The organism is Rivularia sp. PCC 7116, assembly GCF_000316665.1.
Lineage (GTDB): Bacteria > Cyanobacteriota > Cyanobacteriia > Cyanobacteriales > Nostocaceae > Rivularia.
In genome coordinates this window covers 7,253,634-7,279,588 of the sequence record NC_019678.1, presented here as the reverse complement: position 1 = coordinate 7,279,588, position 25,955 = coordinate 7,253,634, and the positions used below count along the sequence as shown (strand labels likewise).

Sequence of the window (25,955 nt, the reverse complement as noted above, 5' to 3'; positions counted from 1 at the left end):
CAACTGCGGTTGCAAACAATCAGAAACTACTTAAATGGTTTTAATATTTCAATATAATTCCTAGATAATTGATTAACCACTACTGAAATAGATATTAAAATTAGATTTGAATTACTTGAACTTTACGTACAATAATATTTCAAGAGAATACAAAAACTGGCTTTCTAATTTTTTGTTTAAAAGCAATCCCCATAATTATCAAACCCGGCCAAATAATATAGCCCAAAATATCTATTTGCTCTCCAAATGAAAACAAAATCAATATCAGTAAAATGCTAAAAGATGTTTCGGCAATTTTACTATGTTCTGCCTTAATAAATAAGTCTAATAAACTAAGCAGTACGGGGACAAATAAAGCCATAAAACCAACTAATCCTTTTGTATATAACAGCCCGATCCAGGTATGATGAGAGCCGATGGGTAAATTTGCTAAAACTGGTGGTCCTGGTTTTTGAACTCCGTGCCCCCAAATCGGAGCTTCTTTCCAAGCCTCGATTCCTACCCTTTGTAAAGCAGCACGAACTCTTGAAGAATCGGCTCTAGACTTGTGAAATGAATCGATAAATTCTGTAGCAGCATTGCTTAAAGGGCTACTAAAAATTCCAGCAGTAAAACAAATTAGTCCGGCTGCAATTTGCACCAGAGGACGAGTAAAGTTTCTTAAGCCCCAAAGAACTATTAACACTAACGGTAAAGAAATCAAAGCCGCTCGGGAAAGTGAGACAATATTCATCGCGATCGCTCCAATTATGCCAATGTATTTCCACTTTTTATTCGACTCTTGAAGCGCCATAAAAAAGTATACGTTGCTAACAAGACCTAAAGCCGGACACCAGGGAGTAAATAGAAATAAGCGAACGTTATCGGCTCCATAATCGGAAGTGTAAAAGCCTACGTTGTGAAAAATAGGACCATTTTGAATCAATCTTTCAATAGGGGAGGTATAAAGAATATCCGGTAAGTTGGCTGCATAAGCTGCATAGGCAATAGGAATTGCGACTAAACTTTGCAAACACAGTATACATACGGCTCGATAAATCAATTGCGGTCTAATATTTAAACATCCACTTAATAAAAATAATGGGATGATTGCCGTACTCGTCAACCAACCTAAGATAGACCTCAAAAGAGCGTTTGTTCCTAAGTTAAAATCTGTGATACCTACGTAGGTGGCAACTAAGGTAATTAACGAGCAAATTCCCCAGAGCCAAGTTAGCCAGGGAACAGTAATTTTTTCTTCTACTGGAGTTGTCTTGGTTTGCAGCAAAAGCTTAAAAACTAAATATCCGCTTAATATCCAAGCTAATGAAGAATAAACGGGAAACACCAGCCCCAATGCGTAAATAACATAGGTGCCGATAATTACGTACCAAATTAAACTTTCTTCAAAGTTTTGGGGTTTCATAGTTTAGATACTTTAGTAGTAGTCTTCTACAAATTCTGGATATTCTATATATTCTTGAAGATGTCGTTGTTGTTTTTGCTGCTGCAACTTAGCTTTCCATAATCCAATAATTCCACTACTAAATAGCAAAGAACCTAATGCTGCACCCAGCAACACCAAAGGTTTTTGAACCCCAGCTTCCTCTGTTGGTAGACTCGGTGTCGCTAGGGGCTGAATTTGTGGATAAGAGGAAGATACGCTACTTTTGGCTAAATCCAACTTGGCAATGGTAGATGAAAATACGGCTTCGGCAACCTGCACGTCTCGTTTCAAGTCTTCCATTACCGACTGCTGTTGGGATAATTTTTTCAACCTTTCTTCTAATTTCGGAATCTCTGAGTTTAAAGCATTTACTTGGGCTTTTATTCCTTGCTTTTCAACGCTGGTTGTTACCAATTGTTCTGATAATATGGCGCGTTTGGAACCAGATGATTCTTTATTACTAAAGTTGAGTCGATTGATTAAAGGCATACTGACAGGACGATTCAACAGAGCTTTGGCTCTATTTAAAAGAGCATTTCGGGCTGCCTGTTGTTCTGTTCTAAGATTGATAACTGTGGGATGAGCCTTGGTTAATTTTGCACTAGCTTTAAGTAGTTCGCTGTTGGCTTCGCTATAGGTATTTAAATAATTCTGAAAAAGCGTATCTGCTTGTAAAACAAAAGCATCGGAAGCTTGATTGGAAGACAAGTTGAGGTTGCCTGCTAATTCTGAAAGTCGAGCTTGGGACTGTTCTTGCTGGGCTGTTAGTTCGCTACGCTGTCGCCGCAGCTCCTCTATATTTACGGCCAAATTTTTCAGTTGTTCTTCAGAGTTCAAGCCAGAATTAGCTTTAAATCTACTAAGCCGTTTTTGAGTCCCCTTCAACTTACGACGCGAGGCTTCCATACCATTCTCTAAACGTGCTTTTTGCTGCGCGATTTCTGCATTTCTTAACTGGTCTAATTTTGCTTCAAATGCACTCTGTAAAGCTATAGATTTTCTTCGAGCTTGTTGGGGAGTAGAGCCTTTGAACTCAAATTTCATCAAAGATGTATTGTCAACTATCCGAATTCGGGGCTTGCCAAATTTTTTAGGTGCCATGTTGACGATTCTGGCAGCTGTATTTAATACTTGTTCGCTAGCAGCGATCGCCTTGTAGTTTTCTCTGGGATCGAAATTAGCTCCGGCATAAGCTGAATAGTTTTGAGAGGTGGCTTGCCCGATATCGGGAAGATTAATGTTAGAAGTTGAACCGCTACCAGGAATATTTATTGCCCATTCGCTAACATATCTGGATTTGGCTGTAGCTAAATACATAAAAGCTCCACTCCAAATACCGGCATTTACCAATAACAGAAGCAATATATAAAATACACCGATTGCTTTGGGCGCTACTGTTGTTTTGGTGGTATTTACTGGGGTTTCATCTGCATAAGCTTTTGCTGAATGTTCAACGCTTACTATTTTGCCGTTTTTTAGCTTTACAAACGGATTCCTGTTCAAAGTAACACCTCTTATGCTTTATACCCTATTTATCTAAATTCAAATGAAAACAATCTGAATATTCTAAAACTTGAGAAGTTTAATGAAGCTAGCATATATCAATTTAGCTACTGAGTTAAACCCTGACGATCGTATTTGTTTACTTTGGCTTAATTGACGTTTTTAACTTCTAAGGGTGCTGCTGCAATCCCCTCAGATCGAAAAGTTTTTATATTTAGCCATTCGTGCATGTCTGCGAGTAAATTCGCTGACACTCGGATTGCCTCTAGCTTCATCTACTCCCACAGCTTGTTCCCATAAATGACTAGGTGCTAAAGATATCGAATATGAAACACGTCCGATATTTTGGTCGGTACTTTTACCAAGTTGTTCGACATGGTACCATTTGGTTTGCTGGCATTCGTCACACCAAAATGCTTCTAACCATTCATTCTCTAAAAGCACTGCTGTTTGGCTTGCTATCAGTATTTTGGCATTCTGTCGTCCGATTCCTTTTTGTTGAAGTTGTCCCGGATGGGAAGCAAATAGTTTGTATTTTTGGCTGACGCTATGTAAATAACATCCATGTATCGGACAGTAAATAGCCCTTCTCTTGGAACGTTTGCGATTGCGATCGCATCTTTTGAGTAATTTCAAATTTTTCATATACGTACACTTCCGATAACTATAGAGCCTTAGAAATAAAACCACTGTCTGAAGAACCTTTAACAATTAGTACCGATGGTACTTGGGTTAAGAATTTATCAAACTGGACTTTTCATTTACAGGACTTACGCAAAGCCCAATCTCAAAAGACATTGGGGAAGGCATCTTAAGGTTTAGGATACTTAAATTGTCTCGTTGCAGTTGCGTAAGTTCTGACTAAGATGGAAATTAGATGCACGCAATTTTATAATTTATACTCTACATAGAGGATATTATTCAACCTTTTATGTCAGAAAAAACACAGCTAAGCCAATCCGAATGATTAAGATCAGCTAGACTATCGAAGCCTTGCTGTCGCTCAAAATCAACGCAACTATTGCAATTTATACATTTGGCTATCCCAAACGCAGCGGTAACAGATTTCTTGATACTACCTGCTGTTCATACACTTATTAAAGTCAAATACTTATTGTGTTCGCATACAAACTCGATCGAGCATCATGCATCTACTTACCTACAGATAGATGCAATTCATGTTATATCCAAAATATCTTGGTTCCCTAAATAGCTATTCTGGCATGACTTTCACTTCCTAATTCTTATATCTACCAGTCTCAATCTATACTAAACTCATGAACGTAATCATACAGTAATCCTATATTTATTTGCAAGGAAATAATTAGAGATAGCTATATTAGAACCACTATTGAGATGACTTTTTTTTCAAAAAAAAGACTATTTATTAAATAAATAATCCCAACATGAAACATATTTTGCATTCATCCCAATCGTTTGATTCAAACCCTTAACAGGGGTTGCGTTTCAATTTTATATATACTTAAATTTTGCACCAGTTTCCGCGAACTCGGTTTCTGTCTAATTTCACAATAAGATAATTATGCTTTTATAATTAAGAACCGGGTTGCTTCGGACTTATTGAGAATTATGCAAGATGTTAGCATCCCACAAAGATAAGGTTAAAATAGCGATTCCTTTTACTTTCTCCTGCTTAGACTCAACGATATTTAAGCTCAAGTCCATATTATCCATGAAATAATATACCTTCCCTACTACTGTAAATAGTTTACCTACAGCAACAATACAAGGCAGTTTCAGAGGGACTGAGATCGAATAGACCATCGAAGCCCAACTCAGTAATGGATACTTACATGAATTGTGACGAAATATAATTAACGATGTCAAAAATATGCAAGCTTTATACCTTAGCTATCAATTTTTCCGATTAGCAAGCAAATATTGAAAATTTCAAGCTTTTAGCAAAGCGTTTCCGAAGGAGATAGGGTATATACTCCCCACGGCGAATAATCACGTAGACAAGTAGTCAATGCGTAATTACTGCGATCGCATAAATGACACAGCCATCTTAAATGCATCATCTCTACTCAAACCAGAAATTCTCTATAGATATTGACGCTACAAAACTTTCAAGGATTTAACGGAAACAAAAACTAACCTTTCCTGTCATAAGTTAACAGAAGATTAAAAGCAGCAATCCAGGACGTTAATAGCGATAAAAACGTATAATCTCCTTTGTATTTTTTTTAACATTTTGAAATGCTAACAATGCTTGCTACTGCTAACAATACCTTAGCTTCATACTTCACAATATCTTGACATTATCTTTATAATATCTTGATATTAGCTTTACAGATACTTTTCCCAACATAAAACTAAGCCTTGAAGAAGACCGCAATGCATGTTGTTCGTAATATTGAGAAAACTATTTATATCCTTATCAGTAATTATACAGTATCTTGATATTTTATTTCAAATAGATTTATTTAGTGTTGATTTTTGAATCAGCAATAGAATGAAGAAAAATATACAATAAAACTACTGACGGTTTTATATAGGCACGAAGTAATAATAGTCAGGTTGTGAAACTAAGTATTGGGTGTTTTCCTATTGATATCTGAATTTCGTGGTTATTTATCCTACTTTTCTGATTTATATTACCTTATAATTAAGGGAATTTAGTTTCAAGTAAACAAGTTTTCGAGCATCATATATAGTCTTGATAAGCTGCAAGCATAGTTTATGAAAATAAATTTTATGTTACGGATGATAATCTCCAAAACAAAAGAGTTTCTTATTCAAAATCTAAATAACAATGATAATTTTAAAATTTGATATTTGGGATACAGAAATTATTAACTAGATACTATATTATAGGTAATCTTATCAATAGGCAGATGTAACAGCTAAACCTAAAGCAAATATCAAGCTATTGTTAGAGGTCTTACATTCATAATTACTGCATCTGAAGCGAAATTATTTGTACTGCTTGGTAATTGGCAATATAGCTGTTTAATATCGTTCCCGGCTTGCATCTGCTAGCTATAGTTAAAAGACTAATAAGAAAAGAGGGGGTTGTAGTTCCCCCAAGAGAGGATTAATCCTCGCAAATAAATTTTAAAGTCAATATAATAAAAGACTATAAAATTCACAATTATCGAGCATTATTTTGATTTAGGCTTGTAGGTTGAAGCAACATGCAATTCTTTTAGTTGAATAGCATCTACACTAGAAGGTGCGTCTGTTAGCAAGCAACTTGCTTGTTGAGTTTTAGGAAAAGCAATTACATCTCGAATCGATTCTTCCCCTGCTAATAGCATAACTAATCTATCCAAACCGTAGGCGATGCCACCGTGGGGAGGAGTACCATATTCAAAAGCTTCTAACAGGAAGCCGAACTTGTTGTATGCTTCATCGGGTGATAAGCCGATTGTTTCAAATACTTGTTCTTGAACTTCTCGCTGATAAATTCGCAAACTGCCACCGCCAATTTCAAAGCCGTTAAATACCAAGTCGTAAGCTTGGGCACGCGCGGTTTTTAAATCTTCTAAATCGTCGGGATGGGGAGCGGTGAATGGATGATGCAATGCTTCAAGACGTTTTTGATCTGCATTCCATTCAAACATTGGGAAATCTGTAATCCAAAGTAAATTAATTTTATCTGGTTCAATCAGTTTGAATTCTTTAGCTACAAATTGGCGCAGTCTATCTAAAGTTTTATTCACTGTATTGGAATCAGCAGCAGCAAAAAGCAATAAATGTCCGGGTTTCGCGTCGGTACGCTGCAAAATTTCCTGTTTTTGTTCGTCACTCAGGTTGTCTTTGATTGCACCTATAGTATCAATTTCTCCGTTTTCTTTGACGCGGATATAAGCTAAACCTTTGGCACCTGCTTCGCTAGCTTCCTTAAAGATGTCACCACCTGGCTTGATACGAACATTAGAAATGACATCGCCACCCGGTATGGGAAGAATCTTGATAATACCACCTTTGGCGACAGCATCGCGAAATACTTTAAAACCGCAGTCTTGGAGTAAATCGGAGACATTAACTAATTCTAAGTCGTAGCGTGTATCTGGTTTATCGCTGCCATATCGTTCCATTGCGTCGTTATAGGTAAGACGCGGGAAAGGCGATGGTAAATCAATGTTTTTAACAGTTTTGAAGATATGACAAACCAACTTTTCATTAAGCGCAATAATCTCCTCAACGGACATGAAACTCATTTCCATATCCAATTGAGTAAATTCTGGTTGTCTGTCAGCACGCAAATCTTCATCGCGGAAACAACGGGCAATTTGGTAATATCGATCCGTGCCCGATACCATGAGAATTTGTTTAAATAGTTGCGGCGACTGAGGCAAGGCGAACCAATTACCAGCATTTACGCGACTTGGTAAAAGAAAATCCCTCGCTCCTTCAGGAGTTGAACGAGTCAGTATAGGAGTTTCAATTTCGATAAAGTTTTCTCGATCTTCAAGGTAGCGGCGGATAGCTTTAACAACTTGATGGCGTAAATGTAGATTACGCGCCATGCGTTCCCGACGCAAATCTAAATACCGATATTTTAACCGTAAATCTTCCCGCACTGGTTCTGTATCGGCAGTTGAAACTTGGAAGGGTAATTGCGATCGCACCGCATTCAAAAGTTCAATATTATCGATGTAAATTTCAACTTCCCCAGTAGGTAGCCGGGGATTAAGGGAGTCATCCGGACGTTGCGATACTCTACCAGTAACTTTGACAACATATTCATTACGTAGGGCATTTGCTTGCTCGTAAGAATCTGGAGTCCGTTGTGGATCGCTAACGATTTGTACAATGCCAGTGCGATCGCGTAAGTCTAAAAATATCACACCCCCGTGATCGCGGCGACGATCTACCCATCCATATAATGTGACAGTTTCTCCGATATTAGACGAACGGATTTCGCCGCAATAGTAAGTTCGCATAAGTATTACTTCTTAGTATTCGAGCAGGGATTTTCAAATTTTTTTGAAAACTTTAATATTATATGAGTTAGCGGCTAGTTATTGGGTATTGGGTATTAGGCATTGATAATTGGTAATTGGGCATTGGGCAATTTTTCTTTACTTATCTCCTTGCATTCCCCTGCTGTCGTTATCCTAAAATAATAAAGACGCTGCAAAGAATGCAACGTCTGAAAAGAATCAGTTTATTGTAATACTAAGGTTTAGGACGAGGTGCTGTTAGTACATCCCAAGCTGCTTGTGCTGCGGCTTGCAATCTATCACCTAGTTCTTGAACTTCTGTAACAATCGATTCAAAGTTTTTTGTTGCTTCATTTTGCACCATCTCGAAAGCATTTTCAATCCGAGCGCGTTCGATTAGCTGATTTTGTTCGATTGTTTCTCGCGCTTGACGGACTGCATTTAAGTAGGTTTCGCGGGTAAGGGTACCGGCAGACTGTGCTTCGACTTGAGCGCGTCTTTTGATAGCTTCAATCAAAGCTGCGGTTTCGTCTTTAACTTCTTTAGTTTCACCAGGCATTTGGCTTTCCACCATTTCGCTGGTTTGAGGACTAATTTCTACTGTTACTTCGGGTTGTACGTTTTTATCTGTCATGATTCTAGATATGGTTAAGGATTAATGAATTATTAATTATGAATTTCCAGAGGTGAAGATTGAAATGAGAACGGTTTCCAATGGCTCAGGATACATGAATTACAACTAAATGACAATTTATTGGTTCGCAATTCATCATATTTAAGCCTGTGACTAACTATTCTCGTTCCTTCTCCATTTTCCGCATTTAAACTGATGTCAGCAACTGTTGTTCTATCTTTAACAAGGCTTCAATTCTATCTTCAGTGCTGGGATGAGTTCTAAATAAATTACCTAGAAATTTACCGCTCAAGGGATTGATAATTAACAAAGGCTCAAAAGCCGGATTTGCTTGCATGGGCATTTGTCTGGCTGTGACATCTAACCTTTGCAAGGCTTGAGCTAAAGCGCGGGGATTGCCAGTTAGTTTCGCAGCACCAGCATCGGCAGAAAATTCTCGGGTGCGGGAAATTGCTAACTGAATCACGCTTGCTGCTAAAGGAGCCAGAGTAACTGTTAGTAACATTCCCAAAGGATTTGCATTCCTGTTACCATCTCGCGAATTGCCACCAAACCATAAACTGTAACTTACCATTTGTGCCAAGAAGGAAATTGCACCTGCCACGGTGGCACTAACAGCTTGAGTTAAAGTATCGCGATTGATTATATGAGTCAATTCATGAGCGATTACTGCTTCAAGTTCTTCCTCTGGGAGGATGTTTAAAATTCCTTCAGTGACCGCTACGGCTGCATTTTCGGGATCTCTCCCAGTTGCGAAAGCATTGGCATTAGAGCCAGGAACTATATACAGTCTTGGTGTAGGGATATTTGCCTTCGCTGATAGTTTTTCTACCATGCGATAAAGCCCTGGTGCATCACTCGGCGAAACTGGCTGCGCTTGATAAGCCGCTAAAGCGATTTTATCCGATTGATACCAAGATATAAGATTGGTAGCTGCTGCAATGCCGACACCTATTATTAAACCTGCGCTACCGCCAATCACCCAATAACTAATAGCTATTAAAAGAGCGCTCAAGGCAGCTAGCAAAGCAGCTGTTTTTAACTGATTGTTCATATTTTTCTCCTAAAGTATGCTGCATCCTAATTGCATTTGTGAACTATTAACAGCATTACTTAAGCTATATATTGATTGTATCTACCGGGACTATGATTTTTGTGTAGAAAACGCTAATACTCCAGTACGGTTTTACCTACTAATACCCCAATCGAATCTGAGTGAATTTAAATAATCTTGATGAATTGAAAGTTTAGATTATAGAATCTTTATTTCTTACCATTAATAATAGCTTTTAGCATCTATCTATAGTATTATCTGTAATTACTTCTCGGGAAAATTTAGAAAACTTTTATCGGATTTTAGTGAATTCAGATTTTGGAAAATACAAAAATATAATTTGATAGTGAAGCCTACTAATAAAATTACGTATCTTTAAATATTTTTAGACAATTAAATTGCTAGAATAAACATTATAAACATAAAAAATATTCATCTAGTAACCGTATGGTTGCACTTTATAAAAATTATTGGCTAATTTGACATAGATACAGCATAATTTACTCGATTAACCATGCTAAGAAGCAGGTTGAAGATAGCTTCACTGGCGTTAAGCGGGTTATTGCTTGCAGTAACTATTGGCTATCAAAATAGAAAAGGTGAATATATTTTTAAATACATACAGTTTTTCAGCAAGTCCAAAACAAACTGATTCCTCGATACACCTTTCTATTGGAAAAGCAAAGTAACAGTTTTTTACTTATGAAAGGCAATTGCTGCTAAAACCCTTGGTTAAGTCTCTCCAAGCCAGACAAAAAATCTATCTAATCTAATTCAAGACTCTTATAAAAATGAAATTTTAAGGATAAATAGCATGGCAGAGAAAATTAATAACGCCGGAGTTATAGAAAAAATGGGAAAAGCTTTGCATGATTTTACAGGTTTTATCTTCAGCCCTTGGATAAATGCATCTCTTTTTAGAAAAATGCAAAGAAGAGTAGAAGATTTAGAAAACAAGTTATATAAAACTTCATCTCAAACTGCATCATCTCAAGAGAAAATGGTATCTTCTTTGCAACGACAGCTTGACTTGTTAGAAGAAAGTACAAGCAATCGTTTAGAGAAAATTGCTAACCATGAGGTACGTCATGAAGTTTCGGAGACAATTCAAAAACAGATAGATATTCTTACTCAAATTATCAAACCAACAGTAGAAATTTTATTAGAGGAGTTAGAAGACAAAAAACTGCATAACGGTGGAGTTATAAGTCTCAAAGATATTCAAGAACGTCAAAACAAGTTACGTTACTCATTAGAATGTATTGAGCGAGAATTAACAGCATCGCTGCCAGAATTAGAATCGCAAAGAGCTGGATGTATAGAAGCAGGAAGATGGTTATTAGCCAATAGAATTCAATTAGCGCAGACAGTAGCACGGGAATTATTAACTCAAGAGCATCCCCATATAGAAGAATTTCGTCGTGTTATCAGCAAATATCTCAAATTAATCGGTAGCTGCATGGAAAACGAAATCGAACCTCGCTTACTTTATAAAGGAGTAGTAAACCATTACGAGCCACCAGTAGAAATATATTTGAGAGCATTCGAGCTAATTAAAAGCAAATATGTCAACAATTTGCAAAAAGATGGTGTTGTTTCAGCTAAAGCAGTTGAAGAATTGAAGGGTTATTTAGACTATCTCATTGACTATATTATGAATGTTTTAGTCTAGTAAAAGTGAGTTTTTAATATCTTCTTCGATTGCAGCTACAAATAACTCATTTTCAACATTGACTGTTTACTTTAATGGCAGAATTTTTCTGTTTATTAACGAAGTAGCCAAATGTTGTAATGCGGTTATGGGTAATAAAAAATCATGATAGCTCTAGATTGTATCGTAAGTAATTCACTGCACCCGATATCAGTTAGCGAGAGAATTCAGTTTAGATCGTAGCAAGTCCCCTATACCATTTTTTTAGTACTAGTGCAAAATTAATTTAGCCCGTACAAACGGGTTAATTTTTCGTTAGATTCAATAGAGTCGTCTTTACAAGCTATTAAACGCTATCTCATATAGAATCAAATATCTACTTTATAACTTCAATCCAACTCATCACCGGGAACACCTTTTAAGCCCCAGTTATGTCTTGGTGTTTCAAAAATAGTAATTTCAATATCGTTGGAAGAAATGCGAAACTTTTCGTTAATACGCTTAATAAGTAAGCGGATTAAGTTTTTTTTGACTTCAACCGAACGTCCTTCAAACATGCTAATCTCAATCATTAGATAGCTTTGGCTTTTATCCGGTGGAAAGATAAAATCGGATTTATCCATTGCGAAAAAACGATGAAAACGTTTATCAGGAGGATATTGCAGCGCATCCACAAAACAACTGTGAATCACTACACTCAGTTGATTTTTAATCGGATTTAAATATTCTTGAATACCGAAAATTTTAGTTTGGGGCATAGTTTAAGTTATTGATTAGCATTAATGTTAAATGCAGCTATAGTTCAATTATCTTCGTTAGAAAGAGTTTCATTCATCATTAATTTTTCTTGATAATAGCTTTGTAATAAATTTTCTAATTGTGCTTCGGGACAACATTCAATCAATGCCTCAAAAACTTCAAATAACTTAGCAGCACTATCTCCTAAAAATGGGCTTAATCCCCAAACATCTTCTACCCAGTCTTTAGGATGAGTTTCTTCAAAAATCATTCGTTCTAAAAGTTGTTTTGCTTCAGTTTTTGAAATAGACATTATTTACCAATTATCAATTTTCACCAGGAAGGTTTGGATCGTCAATGAATAATTATCGCTTAAAGCTTGCCGTTCATCAATAAAAATGAATAACACATTAATGATTCCCAATTTCCCAATAGTATAAAGTGACTTGTTCTTCTTCTGCCTCTTCTTTCACCGTAAGAGTTACTTGCTTTAATGGTTTCCAGTTTCCCATATCGAAGTCACGAGATACGATTCGCGTACCTGGTTTTAACTGCTGCCATAATTGGGGACGCAATCTTAAGTTTAAATGAGGCAATAAGTAAATAAATATTACTGTTGCATCAGCGTAATTACTGCTAAATAAATCTTGCTGATAAAACTCTAATTTTCCTCCAACAGAGGTTTTCAGAGCTTTTTGTTTAGCCTGTTCAATTCTTTTAGGGTCAATATCGATACCTATACCGCGAGTTCCATACTTTTTTGCAGCAGTTATCAAGATGCGCCCGTCTCCACTACCCAAGTCGTAGAAAATATCTTCAGAGTTGATTTGAGCTAATTCTAGTACGGCTTCTACAATCTCTTGCTGACAGGGTATATAGGCTATGTCTGGCTTCGGAAGCGTCATTAGATTTTGGATTTGGAATGTGAATCTATTTTAGTTTAGATATTAATTTAGCTAAAAGTCTGTGTGGGTCGTATATAATTTTACAGCCGGGACTAACGACCTCGAATGTACCCGAATCAATAGGATTAACTGATGCCCATGAGGGCAAACCAAAACTAAATTCTATTTTGACTTCGTTGTTTGACTCTTTGGTTAAGTTAGCTAAATATATATGCCTAGAACAGACTACACCATATTGAGCGTCATTCCACTTGAGAATTTGATGACTAATATCTTCCCAACTGATTTCATGTATCCAACGATTATCTTGGCGAAAAAATTCTGTATCAGAAGTAACGAACATTAAATCAATATCGGATTCTGGTTTTGCTTCACCTCGTGCATAAGAACCCACCAAAGCTAATGCTAAAATTTCCGAGCGTGCTTCTGCCCAATTTGCGACTTTTTCTAAAATTGCTTCAATTAAATCATTTTCTAAAACTTGAGAATTAGGCATTCTTACTCATGCGATCGCGAATTGCAGCGAGAATTTTGCGATCAAAATCGGAATCATTGAGAGTTGCAATGATTGGATTGGAATTTTGATGGCGGCGGTTTAAATATACTTGAAGTGCTGCGTTGTCATTGCGATTGTTCGCTAAATACTTTTTTAACTGCTTGTCGGACATTTGAGTATAGTTTGCAGGATTCATTAAAATACCTCTCCATCAATAGTTACTTCAAATTCAATATCTTCCTGTTCGCCAGCTAAGATGTATAAATTTAACGTGCGTTGGTCTAAGTAAACAAGGTGAATTGGTTGAAGCATCACGAAAGTTAACTGACAAGTTATCGTGTACAGGCATTTTAATTGTTCTTCCGTAGGCATTTTTTCAGTTCAATCCTCCCGTTACTGGGATTATCCTACAGATTATGACGATTAAGTTTCAAGGAGCGGTGCTTACATATGGGGAATGGGCATGGGAAATTGGGGATTGGGCATTGGTTATGCTGTTAAATCTTGAACAGCTATAGTTTATATTTTTTCCCTTCAACTGAAATTCACTATAATCAAATCATAGTCAGGCACAATGCCTGACTTAATAAATTTCTACACTTTAAATTTCTCGGTAATCCGCTTCATTGCTTCTTCTACATTTTCTCTACTATTAAATGCAGAAATACGGAAATATCCTTCACCGGCAGCGCCAAATCCGGAACCTGGTGTACCTACGACGTTGCAACTATTAACTAATTTATCAAAGAAATCCCAACTGGTAAGTCCGCTTGGTGTTTTAACCCAGACGTAAGGTGCGTTGACTCCTCCGTAAACTTGCAATCCTGCAGCTGCAAGTTTTTCGCGGATAATTTTAGCGTTTTCTAAATAGAAGCTAACGAGTTGCTTGATTTGTTCCTGCCCTTGTTTGGAATAAACTGCTTCAGCACCGCGCTGTACTATGTAAGATACGCCGTTAAATTTGGTAGATTGACGACGATTCCAGAGTTTCCACAATTCGACATCGGAACCGTCGGAGGCTTTTGCCGTAAGCGTTTTGGGCACTACTGTCCAAGCGCAACGGGTTCCGGTAAAGCCTGCATTTTTAGAAAAGGAGCGGAATTCAATCGCGCAATCTCTGGCACCTTCTATTTCATAGATAGAGTGAGGAAGGGAGGAATCGGTGATATAGGCTTCGTAAGCTGAGTCAAAGAAGATGATTGAGTTATTTGCTCTGGCGTAATCTACCCAAGCTTTTAAATCTTCTTTAGTCGCTGTGGCTCCGGTGGGATTGTTGGGGAAACAAAGGTAGATTAAATCAACTTTTTGGTCGGGAATTTGAGCGGTAAAATTGTTGTCAGCAGTTACAGGTAAATATACTAAACCTTCATACTCACCAGTTTTCTTTGCATCTCCCGTATGACCTGCCATCACGTTAGTATCAACATAAACAGGGTAAACAGGGTCTGTTACAGCGATAGTATTATTTTTGCCAAAAATATCGAGGATATTACCCGTATCGCATTTAGAGCCGTCAGAAATAAAGATTTCTGAAGCATCAATTTCACATCCTCGCGACTGGAAGTCATGCTGTGCAATCTTTTCACGCAACCAAGCATAACCTTGTTCGGGGCCATAACCTTTAAAGGTTTCGCGGTTGCCCATTTCTTCGGTTGCTTTGATAATCGCGGTGCGGCAAGCTTGCGGCAATGGTTCGGTAACATCACCAATTCCTAGCTTAATGATTTTAGCATCGGGGTTCGCTTGGGCAAAAGCATTTACTCTGCGAGCAATTTCAGGAAACAGATAACCTGCTTTCAGTTTCAAATAATTGTCGTTAATAGTTGCCATATGAGTTAGATGAGTGCATAGTTTATCAGCTTACTGCAAAGTGGATGGGATGAGGAGAGTCAAGAGTAGCCAGTTAGCAGTTAACAATTGGAAAAGTGTTGTAGATTTTTGTTCCATCCGCTACTTACTTTCAGCCAAAATCTGAAATGATTTAAATTCCTAATAACTCATAACTATTGCTAATAAACAACGCTCAATTATCTTTTTTACTCCTTAAGATATGTATAATTACTTACAAAATTTAATATTATAGAAATTACATACTGTTTTATAAGTATATTTTGCTGGAAAGCCGAATATTTAGATACTTGTCTAACGAGGAGAATGTTAAATTGTTTGTTGTAGGAATTGGTGCATCTGCTGGTGGTTTACAGGCAATTGAAGAATTCTTTCAAAATATGCCTAATGATAGTGGCGCTGCGTTCGTAATCGTGCAGCATCTTTCTCCTAATTTCAAGAGTTTGATGAAGGAGATATTGCAGCGACATACCCGGATGGAAATTTATAGAGTTACAGATGGTATGGAGTTAGCTCCTAATTCTATTTATTTAATTCCAGCAGATAAAAATTTGATTTTAGAAGATGGAAGCTTACATTTAGTCAAGCGAGAAGATCAAAAGCATGTAAAACCTAATTTTCCCATTGATTTATTTTTTAAGTCTTTAGCACAAAATTATGGGGAACATGCAATTGGGGTGGTTTTGTCGGGTACGGGAAGTGATGGTTCAATTGGTTTACAAGCAATCAATGAAGCTAAGGGTATTGTTTTAGTTCAAGAACCTTCTACTGCTGAATTTGATGGTATGCCCTTAAGCGCGATCGCAATATTGAATTTGCAACATTTGCCTCAAAGAAACTTAAATGGAATCAATCAAGTTGCTTCCCCTGCTGAATTAGCAGAATTAATTCATACCTACCTGATTTCACCTGTATCAATCAAGCAGGAATATATCAATTCTTATTTGGGTTTAGATGATAAAAAACTCAGTCAAATTACTGATATATTATCTCAATACCAACAAGTTGATTTCTCGTTCTATAAACGCAGTACTTTATCGAGACGTATCCATCGCCGTAGTTCCGCTCAATACTGTAATAAGATTGAAGAATATATCACAATTTTGCAAAAGTCTGATAAAGAAAAGCAGGCTTTGTTTCAAGATTTATCTATTACTGTTACCAGCTTTTTTCGAGATAAAGGTGCTTGGGAATATTTGTCGCAGAAAGTTATCCCCGATTTAATTGAAAAAACTCAGCCGGATGAAGAATTAAGATTTTGGGTAAGCGCATGTGCTACAGGGGAAGAAGCATATTCTTTAGCTATTGTAGTTGATGAAGCTTTAGAAAAATCGCAAAAGCAGTTGAGAGTAAAAATATTTACTACAGATATTAATGAAGAAGCTTTAGAAAAAGCTGCAATTGGTATTTATTCTAAAGATATTGTAGGTAGTATTAGTCCTCAAAGGTTAGAGAAATACTTTATTCCCAGGCAAGATTCATATCAAGTAAAGCGAAAACTGCGAGACATGTTGATTTTCGCCGCTCATGATTTAACTAAAGATGTAGGTTTTACGAGGATAAATTTAGTTACTTGTCGCAATATGTTAATTTATTTGCAGTCAGAATTACAGCGTAGAGTGCTGCAAAATATACATTTTTCGCTTAAAAATAAAGGGATTTTATTTCTGGGAGATTCCGAACATTTAGGCGATTTAGAAGATGAATTTGTGCCGATAATCAGGAAGCATAAAATATATTATAAGCGAAGAGACGTAACTTTAAATATGCCGATATTTTCGGTAGAGAAGCCAGATAAATATACTAAGTATCCTAGTTCCAATATATCATATAAAAACAAACCCACAAAAAGAGAATTCATGCTAGAAAAGGTATTAAAAGCCTTTTTGAATGATAAAAAAGCTACTTGTTTAATTGTAGATAAAAATAATCAGGTAGTAGAAATATTTGAGGATTTAGCAGGGGTTTTAAGAATACCTATAGGAAAATTAAGTAGCGATATAACTCAACTTGTATTGCCTTCGTTGAAATTACCTTTAAATACAGCTTTATACAGAATACGTAAAGAGAAAGAAAGCGTTGTTTATAAAGGTATAAAGCTCGCTGAAGAGAATAATGTTCGCACGATACAATTAAAAGTAGATTTGTATGAAGATAGTAAAGTTGCCGATGATTTATTGATGGTAAATTTTCAAGAGCAAGATACATCAGTTAACTTTACACCAGAAGAAGATTTTCAACCAGATTCTCAAGCTTCTGAGCGAATTAACCATCTAGAATACCAATTAAAGCAGGCTGAAGAAAGTTTCCAAACTTTGGTTGAAGAATTAGAATCTATTGACGAAGAACATCAAGCTGCAAACGAAGAGTTAACTGCTTCTAATGAAGAGTTACAAAGTACTAATGAAGAACTACATTCAGTAAACCAAGAACTATATACAGTTAATTCCGAATACCAGTTAAAGATACACGAATTAATTGAACTGAACGAAGATATGAATAATTTACTCCGAAGCACAAATATCGGAGTAGTATTTTTAGATAAACAGCTAAGAATCCGGAAATTTACTCCTGCTGCCACTATTGCGGTAAATCTTATAGAAACTGATATTAATCGCCCATTAAGACACCTCAGTCATAATCTTGATTGTGTTAATTTTATTGAAATTATTCAGGAAGCTACTCAAAATGAGGAGTCATTTGATTTAGAAGTAAAGCTTGCAGATTTTGATAGATACTTGTTGATGCGAATAAATCCTTATATAAAAGATAACGGTACCTTAGATGGTATAGTACTTACTTTTATCGATATTAACGAAATAAAAACTGCTCAAAATCAGCTACAGGAAACTTTAAACACTCTACAATATGTCAACAATAAATTAAATCAAAAACAAGCTGAATTTGAAGCAATTTTTAGCTCTTTACCCGATGCCCTAATCTTCACAGACAAAGCTCGTAACATCAGAATGCTCAATCCTGGATTTACAAATTTATTTGGTTATCAAGCAGAAGAGTTGATAGGAAAAAGTCCTGAGAGTTTATACGCTAATTTAGAAGATTATCATGACCACAAAATATACATAGATACTGAAACAATTGATAGTCAAACCACATCCGATCAAATAACACCTGATAGTCAAACCACATCTGATAAAATAACACCATTAGAGATTAACTTCCGCCGCAGCAATCAAGATGTTTTTGTCAGCGAAACTTTCAAAACACCCGTAAGAGACAAGCAAGGTAATATTTTTGGCTTCTTAAAATTGATTAGAGATATCAGTTATCGGAAACAAGCTGAAGCTGATTTACGCGATAGCGAAGAAAGATTTCGCAGCTTATATTTAAGAACACCGGTGATGCTACATTCTATTGATAAAGATGGTAGAATACTCGATGTAAGTAATTACTGGCTTGATAAATTAGGTTATCAACGCGAGGAAGTTATCGGTAAAAGATTTATCCAATTCCTTACCTTAGAATCGCGTAATGAGGCACGAGGTATTTTACCTGAATTTTTCCGCAATGGTAGCTGTTGGGATATTAATTATCAATTTTTGCCCAAAAATGGAGAGGTGATTGAGACGCTTTTAAGCGCAGTTGCCGATAAAAATGAAGCGGGAGAGATAATACGTACTTTAGCGGTAATGATTGATATTACCGAGCGCAAAAAAGCCGAAGCCGCTTTACGGGAAAGCGAAGCTCGGTTTAAAAACATGGCTGATAGCGCTCCCGTACTTATATGGATGAGTGATGCTAAGGGCAAAGCAATATTTCTCAACAAAGCTTGGTTAGAATTGACTGGAATTAGTTTAGAGCAGCAGCTCGGTGATGCTTGGCTTGAAAGTATCCACGAAGAAGACTTACAGCAAGATTCATGGTATAAAAATTTATCTAATCTTAACAAACAAAGTCAACCAATTGAAATACAGTTCCGCATTCGAGGAAGTGACGGACAATATTATTGGATGTTAGGCAAAGAAGTTCCTCGCTTTAGTCAGCAAGGCGAAATAATTGGCTATATTGGTTCTTGCATTGATATTACCGAAATTAGAAACGCTAAAGAACAGCTGTATCGAGCTAACTATCAGTTAGAAAAAAATACCATACAGTTATCTCGTGCTAAAGAAGCAGCAGAAACCACCAACCAGGCAAAAAGTTCTTTTATCGCGCATATGAGTCATGAATTAAGAACTCCTCTAAATGGTATTTTAGGTTTCGCTCAAATCCTTCAAGCTGATGATACTTTGAATAGGGAACAACAGAATAAAATAGATATCATTCATCAATCCGGGGAGCATTTACTCACCTTACTCAATGATATTTTAAATTTATCAAAAATTGAAGCAGAACAATTAGAATTAGAACTGAAAGATATATCTTTTCCTTTATTTTTAGAAAAAATAATTTCTATTATTAATGTTCGCGCTCAGCAAAAAAATATCACTTTCAATTATCGACCATCATCTCGATTACCGGCTGTAATTAGAGCAGATGAAACTCGTTTAAGGCAAGTTTTGCTAAATTTACTGGGTAATGCCGTAAAATTTACTCACGATGGTGAAGTTAACTTTTACGTTAGTAAACTGGAAAATAACGAAGTAAAAGATAATAGTGGTTGTTTAATTCAATTCAAAATTGAAGATACAGGAATTGGTATCCCTCAAAATAAAACGAAGGAAATATTTTTACCATTTCATCAATTAAAGAATGATGATTCTTTAAACGAAGGTAGTGGATTGGGATTGAGTATTAGTCAAAAAATAGTAAATTTGATGGGTGGAAAAATTCAAGTAGAAAGCACCACTCAAAAAGGAAGCACCTTCTATTTTGACCTGCATTTTTCAGAAATAGAAGACATTCAACATTTTAAAGATTTTAACTTAGAATTACATCCCATAGGTATCAAAGGTAAACAGCCAAAAATTCTAGTTGTAGATGATAATAAAATTAATCGTGCTGTAGTTGTCAGCTACTTACAACAATTAGGGTTTGAAATTAGCGAGGCTAACAACGGAAAACAAGCTTTAGAGACAGTTAAAAATCTCAAACCTGATTTAGTTTTACTAGATTTAGTCATGCCAATTATGGATGGTTTTGAAACAACTAAAGCTTTGAAAAGTAATCCTCAGTTTAAAGATTTACCAATTATCGCTATTTCTGCTAACGCAATGTTTGATGCCCAACTTTCTAGCTATCGCATCGGATGTAATGCTTTTCTATCAAAACCTGTAGATTTAAAGATACTCATAAAATCCATAGCTCAATTTATCGACATCGAGTGGGTTTATCCCGAGTTGCCTAAATCACTGTTATTAACTGACAAAAATCAACCACAGCAAATAACTTCTAGCCAAGATGTTGGTGAGAATGAAGCCTTAATACCTCCACCAAAGGAGCAGGTAAAGGGACTCATACACTTAACTCAAATTGGAGACATTGAAGCGATTATTCAGAAAGTAGAGTATCTAGAAAATCTAGATACTAAGTATTTGCCATTTATTAAGAAAGTTTGCGAACTTGCTCAAAGCTTTCAGCAGCACAAATTACAAAAATTTTTGGAAGATTTCCTGAAATAATATCCGCTTAGGTGTAATTCAGTATTTTCACTATTGAATATCTGTAAAATTACTGTGAACATGAAAATGTAATATACCTTACATTTTGTACATGTAAACATTTTACCCTGTAAATATATGTTTTGAAATTAGGAGCATGGAACCATAGCATTTCTTGATTCGGTACAGCAGTGCCAGCAACAATTTATTCACTAACTTTTATCTAGTTACTTTTATCTATAGAAGCTGCTCAAGCGAGATAAACTAACTGTTCAAAACAAAAATGTTGCTGCATATATAACCAAGTAGTATTGATATCAATCTAATTTAACTGACTTCTAGTGTCATTATTAGAAGACTTGTACTACTGCTCCAAAAATTTATTCCAAGCTAGTTATTGATATTGATGTAAGTTATAAACTGACCTGTAATGTACCAATCCCGTATAGAATTATTGCTTAGCTTTAGCGTTTTGTATTAAAGCTAAACAAAAATTTTTACGTAATATTAAGCAATTACTCTAGCTCATTTATTTTTTTGCCTAATGTAAGCATTTACATGTTTAGCAGTTAATTCTTAATTCAGCTTATTCAGAATTAACTGCTAATTAGTAATGTATATCTATCTAAAGTATTATGCTCGATAAGCCAGATGATCTAGTGGATGAATATAAGGGAGTTATTTTAGTCGTTGATGACACTCCTAATAATTTAAACGTTTTATTTAGTTATTTGCGTGCGGCTGGATTTAAAGTATTAGTAGCTCAAACCGGAAAAAATGCTCTTAAAAGTGCAGAATATAGTAAACCAGATTTAATTTTGCTGGATATTTTGATGTCTGGTATAGATGGTTTTGAAATCTGCCGACAGTTAAAAAGTAATTCCGTCACTAAAGATATTCCCGTAATATTTATGACTGGCTTGTCAGATAGTATTAATAAAGTGCGTGGATTTGAATTGGGAGCAGTTGACTACGTAACCAAACCAATTCAGAAAGAAGAATTGATTGCTCGGATTCAAACCCATATCAATATGGAGAAATTGCGTAACAGTTTGGTTAAGCAAAACGCTATGTTACAGCAGCAAGCAGAGCAAGAAAAACTCTTGTCTCAACTTTCCGAGCGCATTCGTGATTCCTTAGACGTTAATTTTGTTATTAAAACTGCTGCCAAAGAAATTTTGCAATATTTAAAATGCGATCGCGTTCTTATCAGTCGTTTGGATAATCTTTATAGTTATATAGAGCAACAAGTTGTTCAGCCTGGAATATCAGAAATACCGCAAGATAACATTGCTCATAAATATTTTATTAAAGATAGAGAAGAAAAGGCTCTATTTCTCCGGGGTGAAATTAAAGCAATAGATGATATTGAGGCATCAAATTTAGATAGTTTATCTTTGAATAATTTACAGCACTTTCAAGTGAAAGCTGCTTTAACGATACCCATACTTTTCAAAAGTGATGAAACTGACGGAGTATTAGCGCCTCGAACTTTTTTCTTATGGGGATTTCTCACAGTACATCAATGCAGCACAACCAGACAATGGAAATCAGAAGAAATTCAATTTATCCAACGTTTGGTAAATCAATTAGCAATTGGAATTCAACAAGGAAGGTTATGCAATCAGCTTAGTACAGCCAATAAAGAATTAAAACAGCTGGCTTTGTGTGATTCCCTGACTAAAGTTTACAACCGTCGCTTCTTCGATGAAAAGCTAATTCAAGAGTGGAATCGTTTACGTCGCATTCCTTCACCGTTATCTATAATTATGTGCGACGTTGACTGTTTTAAGTCTTATAACGATACTTATGGGCACCATGCAGGAGACAAATGTTTGCGAATGATTGCGGATGCGATTGCAAATACCGCAAAACGTCCGGCTGATTGCGTTGCCAGATATGGTGGCGGGGCATTCGTAATTATTTTGCCTTATACTCCAGCTAGAGGTGCTTTAAAAGTTGCAGAAGCGATAAGAAATAAAATAAAAGAATTAAACATTCCTCATACAAGTTCTTCTGTATCTTCAGCAGTGACAGTCAGTATGGGGATTGCTGGTTCTATTCCTAATAGCGATGATAATCCCGTGTTATTAGTAGAAGCTGCCGATCATGCTTTATATTTAGCGAAAGCACAAGGGCGTAATAGGGAACAAATATATATTCATGATATAGCCAGAGAAAAATCGAGAAAGAATTCCCAGCTATTATGGGTGAAAAAATTACGTAAAGCATTAGACGAAAATAAATTTTGTTTATACACTCAGCCCATTGTTCCTTTAAACAAAGACAACGATAAAATACACTATGAAGTGTTGATTCGACTAATAGATGATAACGGTAAGGTTCTGTTTCCAGAAGAATTTTTGGAAGTCGCGAACCTTTATTCAATGATGCCTAGAATTGATTTGTGGGTAATTGATAATTTATTCAATTATTTGAGCAATGCTAAGTTTTCAAATTGGGATAATATCTGTTTCTCTATCAATATTTCTGGTGCATCTCTGAATGACAACCAGTTTCTGAAATACTTGTATCAAAAGTTCTTGGAATCTAGCTTTCCTCCGCATATATTCTGTTTTGAAATTACAGAAACTATCGCGATTAATAATTTGTCTCAAGCTTCTAAGTTTATCAAGTCTCTTAAGTCTTTAGGATGTAGCTTCGCTCTGGATGACTTTGGTAAAGGAATGTCCTCGCTAACATATTTGAAAAATCTTCCTGTAGACTATTTAAAAATTGACGGCTCATTTATTAGAGAAATTCATACAGAACCAGTTACCAAAGCAATGGTGCAGGCTATCAATTATTTAGCCGATGCAATTGGAGTTAAAACAATCGCAGAATTTGCAGAAAACCAAGAGATTGTCAATATTTTACAAGAATTAAAAATTGATTACGCTCAGGGTTATTTCTTTGGTAAACCAAGTTTAATTGATTCTACTGCTTTTCCCATTTTGAAAGCTGCTTGTTGAGCAGCGAACAAAATTGAATAGTGGGTAGTTAAAATTTATTCTATAATTCAAAGTTGTGCAAGAAAAACCAAGGCGATTCTATTATGGATGCTGACAAATACCAGGAACGGGTTTTTGAATTTGGCATATATCCCAATAAAGGAAACAACTGGGTATATCCATGCATAGGGTTAGCGGGTGAAACGGGAGAAGTTTCGGAATTAATCAAGCGAGTTATTCGCGATCGCAATTCTATTCTTGATGAAGAATCTCGTGAAAAACTAAAGCTAGAATTAGGCGATGTCGCTTGGTATGTCGCTGTTTTAGCTAAGGAATTAGGATTGAGTTTTAACGATGTTTTAGAAGCGAATATCCAAAAGCTGGAAAATCGCAGAGCAAAAGGAACTTTGAAAGGTAGTGGTGACAATCGATAATATTAATAACTAAGAGTTTCTCTCAATTTTCAAAACTCAAATAATTTAGTATCGGCAAGGTGAGAAGGAACAACATTTTGCAGGCTGCCAAATAAACTATCAATTCTACCGGGATTTTCTTTTTCCCAACTTTGTAACATTTGCTTGATTTTGACTCGCTGTAGATTTTCTTGGGAGCCACAAAGATTGCAGGGAATAATCGGAAATTTTTTCATACATGCATAAGATTGAATTTCCTCTTCCGAACAATATGCCAAAGGGCGAATTACTGTATTTTCCCCATCGTCACTTTTGAGTTTTGGTGGCATGGCTTTAAGACTTCGGGAATGAAACATGTTTAGAAACAAAGTTTCTACAATATCATCGCGATGATGTCCCAAAGCAACTTTAGTGGCACTTTCTTCCCTCGCAACTCGATATAAGATACCTCGTCGCAACCGCGAACACAAGCTACACATTGTCTTACCTTCAGGAATAATTCTTTTTACCCTACTGTAAGTATCTTCTTCCACGATGCGGTAGGGAACCCCCAAAGATTGCAAATATTCCGGCAAGATATGTTCGGGGAAACCGGGTTGTTTTTGGTCGAGATTGACAGCTAGAATCTCAAAATCTATTGGTGCTTTACGTTGCAGAGTTAATAAAATATCGAGCATCGTGTAGGAATCCTTGCCACCAGAAAGACAAACCATGACGCGATCGCCATTTTCAATCATGTTGTAATCGCCGATTGCTTGTCCAACTTTTGCACGCAGTTTCTGTTCTAGCTTTCTTGAGTCAATTTGCGTTGTTTGCATGGCATTTTCCTAATTTTACGTGGTGATAAGGGATAGGGGGTTGAAAATTATTCAAAACTCTCAAACTCTGCCGTTACTGAATCAAAATATGAAGTTTTTATTTGACGTTGTTTGAGACGTTGCATTATACAAGCGCTCTCTACAAGGGTTTCGGCTGCCTATTAAATCTAATTCATACTTCATAGCAACGCCCCTAACTTGCTACTTGCTCAACAGCAACTCATTTTCAACTAATAATTATCCACCTCCCAACTTTCACTGTTTTATATATATCAGTATGTTTTCCTAATCTTTACAAAAACTTTATTAAGCGATTAAGGAATAATCGTTTGTCTAGTTGTTTTTACAGTTAAGATGCAATACATAATCGACTCTTTCTAGATAAGTTTTGCAAATAAAGCTCACAAATCAAGAACTTATTAAGAAACTGTAAACCTGCTTATGTATCATTTGATGTAAATATAAGCATTCAGAGGTTTTAAATCTAATGTTAAAATTAATTAAATTTGCCGCTTTAGGATTAGTTGCAACTTCGACTGTATTATCAGTAGCACCTCCAGTTAATGCAGCAATTTCAAGAAATGCCGAAAAATCTGTAGTAGAAATTCAATCAGAAACACCTAAAGAAGAGTTAGTGGCTGGACGTTATCGAACTCGCCGAGTTTACCGCCGTGGTCGGGTTTATCGCCGCCGTCGCCCTCGTCGTCGCTATCGAGTTCGTAAGATTTACCGCCGTCGCTACCGTCGCCCCTTCCGGATTTACCGTCGTCGCACCTGCTATTACAAACGCAACCGTAGAGTATGTCGTTATCGTACTTACCGTCGGTATTAATAACAATCTTGAATCATTTGTGAGACATTAAGATTGCGATACAAGAGGATGTTTTAAAAGTAAGCAGGCAAATAAAATCAACTAGTTATCATCAAGAGTTTCGGCTATATAGGTGCGGTTTCAACTGCCAAATAAAGTATAGTTATTAACTTTATAAACATCCTCTAATATATGTGAGCAAAAACTTTGTTTTTTCGTCAATATTTTCGGTA

The 25,955-nt window shown here is 36.1% G+C and carries 19 protein-coding genes; 5 read left to right on the top strand and 14 right to left on the bottom strand.

Going from position 1 to position 25,955, the window contains the following annotated elements; all coding sequences use genetic code 11:
* Positions 1-139: 139 nt before the first annotated feature.
* The 6 genes from RIV7116_RS27945 to RIV7116_RS27915 form a co-directional block, all read right to left on the bottom strand.
* Complete coding sequence (locus RIV7116_RS27945) at positions 140-1,405, bottom strand: O-antigen ligase (protein WP_015121690.1); 1,266 nt, start codon at positions 1,403-1,405, stop codon at positions 140-142.
* 12 nt (positions 1,406-1,417) lie between these two features.
* Positions 1,418-2,929, bottom strand: a complete 1,512-nt coding sequence (locus tag RIV7116_RS27940) for a hypothetical protein (RefSeq protein WP_015121689.1) — start codon at positions 2,927-2,929, stop codon at positions 1,418-1,420.
* A 192-nt stretch (positions 2,930-3,121) separates the two neighbouring features.
* Positions 3,122-3,574 (bottom strand): hypothetical protein, encoded by a 453-nt coding sequence (locus RIV7116_RS27935; RefSeq protein ID WP_015121688.1) that lies wholly within the window; start codon positions 3,572-3,574, stop codon positions 3,122-3,124.
* 2,480 nt (positions 3,575-6,054) lie between these two features.
* A complete protein-coding gene (gene aspS, locus RIV7116_RS27925) occupies positions 6,055-7,842 on the bottom strand; it encodes an aspartate--tRNA ligase (protein WP_015121686.1) in 1,788 nt (595 codons plus the stop codon).
* 235 nt (positions 7,843-8,077) lie between these two features.
* Complete coding sequence (locus RIV7116_RS27920; protein WP_015121685.1) at positions 8,078-8,476, bottom strand: hypothetical protein; 399 nt, start codon at positions 8,474-8,476, stop codon at positions 8,078-8,080.
* A gap of 187 nt (positions 8,477-8,663) precedes the next feature.
* Positions 8,664-9,530, bottom strand: coding sequence for a M48 family metalloprotease (locus RIV7116_RS27915; RefSeq protein WP_015121684.1), 867 nt, complete (start codon positions 9,528-9,530; stop codon positions 8,664-8,666).
* A gap of 814 nt (positions 9,531-10,344) precedes the next feature.
* Between RIV7116_RS27915 and RIV7116_RS27910 the strand changes: the two genes are divergently transcribed.
* Complete coding sequence (locus RIV7116_RS27910; protein ID WP_015121683.1) at positions 10,345-11,202, top strand: hypothetical protein; 858 nt, start codon at positions 10,345-10,347, stop codon at positions 11,200-11,202.
* 368 nt (positions 11,203-11,570) lie between these two features.
* Here RIV7116_RS27910 and RIV7116_RS27905 read toward each other — a convergent pair whose 3' ends face one another.
* The 7 genes from RIV7116_RS27905 to RIV7116_RS27880 form a co-directional block, all read right to left on the bottom strand.
* Positions 11,571-11,939: a tautomerase family protein gene (locus tag RIV7116_RS27905; protein WP_015121682.1), complete on the bottom strand. Its 369-nt coding sequence runs from the start codon at positions 11,937-11,939 to the stop codon at positions 11,571-11,573.
* A gap of 44 nt (positions 11,940-11,983) precedes the next feature.
* On the bottom strand, positions 11,984-12,232 hold the full coding sequence (locus RIV7116_RS27900) for a hypothetical protein (RefSeq protein ID WP_015121681.1): 249 nt from the start codon (positions 12,230-12,232) through the stop codon (positions 11,984-11,986).
* Between the two features lie 97 nt (positions 12,233-12,329).
* A complete protein-coding gene (locus tag RIV7116_RS27895) occupies positions 12,330-12,824 on the bottom strand; it encodes a class I SAM-dependent methyltransferase (protein ID WP_015121680.1) in 495 nt (164 codons plus the stop codon).
* 25 nt (positions 12,825-12,849) lie between these two features.
* Entirely contained in the window at positions 12,850-13,320 is a 471-nt protein-coding gene (locus tag RIV7116_RS27890; RefSeq protein ID WP_015121679.1) for a nucleotidyltransferase domain-containing protein, read from the bottom strand.
* Complete coding sequence (locus tag RIV7116_RS27885) at positions 13,313-13,516, bottom strand: hypothetical protein (protein ID WP_015121678.1); 204 nt, start codon at positions 13,514-13,516, stop codon at positions 13,313-13,315. Before RIV7116_RS27885 ends, RIV7116_RS27890 begins: the two co-directional genes overlap by 8 nt.
* Positions 13,516-13,692, bottom strand: coding sequence for a hypothetical protein (locus RIV7116_RS36635; RefSeq protein ID WP_015121677.1), 177 nt, complete (start codon positions 13,690-13,692; stop codon positions 13,516-13,518). Before RIV7116_RS36635 ends, RIV7116_RS27885 begins: the two co-directional genes overlap by 1 nt.
* Before the next feature lie 222 nt (positions 13,693-13,914).
* Complete coding sequence (locus tag RIV7116_RS27880) at positions 13,915-15,150, bottom strand: LL-diaminopimelate aminotransferase (protein WP_015121676.1); 1,236 nt, start codon at positions 15,148-15,150, stop codon at positions 13,915-13,917.
* A 308-nt stretch (positions 15,151-15,458) separates the two neighbouring features.
* Between RIV7116_RS27880 and RIV7116_RS34275 the strand changes: the two genes are divergently transcribed.
* The 3 genes from RIV7116_RS34275 to RIV7116_RS27860 all read left to right on the top strand — a co-directional run bounded on the left by RIV7116_RS34275 (position 15,459) and on the right by RIV7116_RS27860 (position 24,114).
* Positions 15,459-20,750, top strand: coding sequence for a PAS domain S-box protein (locus tag RIV7116_RS34275; protein ID WP_157229340.1), 5,292 nt, complete (start codon positions 15,459-15,461; stop codon positions 20,748-20,750).
* 614 nt (positions 20,751-21,364) lie between these two features.
* Positions 21,365-23,701, top strand: coding sequence for an EAL domain-containing protein (locus RIV7116_RS34270; RefSeq protein WP_015121674.1), 2,337 nt, complete (start codon positions 21,365-21,367; stop codon positions 23,699-23,701).
* An 83-nt stretch (positions 23,702-23,784) separates the two neighbouring features.
* Positions 23,785-24,114 carry a nucleoside triphosphate pyrophosphohydrolase family protein gene (locus RIV7116_RS27860; RefSeq protein ID WP_015121673.1) on the top strand — a complete coding sequence of 110 codons (330 nt, stop codon included), beginning with the start codon at positions 23,785-23,787 and terminating at the stop codon, positions 24,112-24,114.
* 29 nt (positions 24,115-24,143) lie between these two features.
* Here RIV7116_RS27860 and ttcA read toward each other — a convergent pair whose 3' ends face one another.
* Positions 24,144-24,911 (bottom strand): tRNA 2-thiocytidine(32) synthetase TtcA, encoded by a 768-nt coding sequence (gene ttcA / locus RIV7116_RS27855; protein WP_015121672.1) that lies wholly within the window; start codon positions 24,909-24,911, stop codon positions 24,144-24,146.
* Between the two features lie 487 nt (positions 24,912-25,398).
* Here ttcA and RIV7116_RS27850 point away from each other — a divergent pair, with 487 nt between their 5' ends.
* Positions 25,399-25,743 (top strand): hypothetical protein, encoded by a 345-nt coding sequence (locus tag RIV7116_RS27850; RefSeq protein WP_015121671.1) that lies wholly within the window; start codon positions 25,399-25,401, stop codon positions 25,741-25,743.
* Positions 25,744-25,955: the final 212 nt, after the last annotated feature.